Source organism: Streptomyces daqingensis, from assembly GCF_014645895.1.
GTDB classification, from domain to species: Bacteria; Actinomycetota; Actinomycetes; order Streptomycetales; family Streptomycetaceae; genus Streptomyces; species Streptomyces daqingensis.
In genome coordinates, this window is the sequence record NZ_BMMP01000040.1 from 1 (window position 1) to 1,072 (window position 1,072).

At 67.6% G+C, this 1,072-nt stretch carries 1 protein-coding gene; it reads left to right on the forward strand.

From position 1 onward, the window contains the following. Positions 1-103: 103 nt before the first annotated feature. The gene (locus tag IEY56_RS28125) at positions 104-1,072 is read left to right on the forward strand and encodes an IS481 family transposase (RefSeq protein ID WP_189040115.1); all 969 of its coding nucleotides are present in this window, start codon (positions 104-106) and stop codon (positions 1,070-1,072) included.

Consider the following 1,072-nt stretch of genomic DNA (forward strand, 5'->3'; position numbering starts at 1 on the left):
TGTATTGATCACGGGCGTTGTTGACACTCGTGGGTCTTGATCATGACGAAGACCTCCGGTGTGGTGGAGCTGTCTAGGACTGCACCACAGAGCGGAGGTCTTCGTGTCCCACCGTAATGCCCGGCTGACTGTGCACGGCAGGCGGTTGCTGGTCGATCGTGTCCGCTCGGGGTTTCCGGTGGCGCATGTGGCTGCCCAGATGGGCGTCTCTCGGACCACCGCGCACAAGTGGGTGCGCCGCTGGCGCCAGGAGGGCGATGCAGGCCTGGCCGACCGCTCCAGCCGCCCGCACAGGCTGCCTCATCGCACGCCGTCGGCGGTGGAGATGCGGGTCTGCGCTCTGCGCACCGAACGGAAACTCGGGCCCGCAAGGATCGGCCCGATCCTGGGCGTGCCGCCCTCCACCGTCCACCGGGTCCTGACCCGGCACGGGTTGCACCGTCTGTCCTGGCTGGACCGGCCCACCGGCCGGCTCATTCGCCGCTACGAACGCAGCCGGCCCGGCGAACTGGTCCACGTCGATGTGAAGAAGCTCGGGCGCATCCCCGAGGGCGGCGGGTGGCGCGTCCACGGCCGGGAAGCGGCCCGGGCAGCCCGCCCGCAAAGCCGCCGCAGCACCGGCTACGACTACATCCACTCCGCCGTCGATGACCACTCCCGCCTCGCCTACAGCGAGGTCCACCCCGACGAGAAGGCCACCACCTGCGCAGCCTTCCTCCGCAGGGCGGCAGCCCACTTCGCCGTCCTGGGCATCGACCGCATCGAACGCGTCCTGACCGACAACGCCATGTCCTACCGCAAAAGCGAACAGTGGAAGCAGGCCCTGACCGAGTTGGGCGCGACAGGCAAACGCATCCGCCCCTACCGGCCACAGACGAACGGCAAGGTGGAACGCTTCAACCGCACCCTGCTCGACGAATGGGCCTACCTGCGGCCCTACAGCAGCAACGCAGAACGCACCGCCGCACTCGACAACTTCCTGCATACCTACAACCATCACCGGTGCCACACCGCACTGGCAGGCCAGCCACCGATCAGCCGCGTGAACAACGCATCAGGTCAATACACCTAG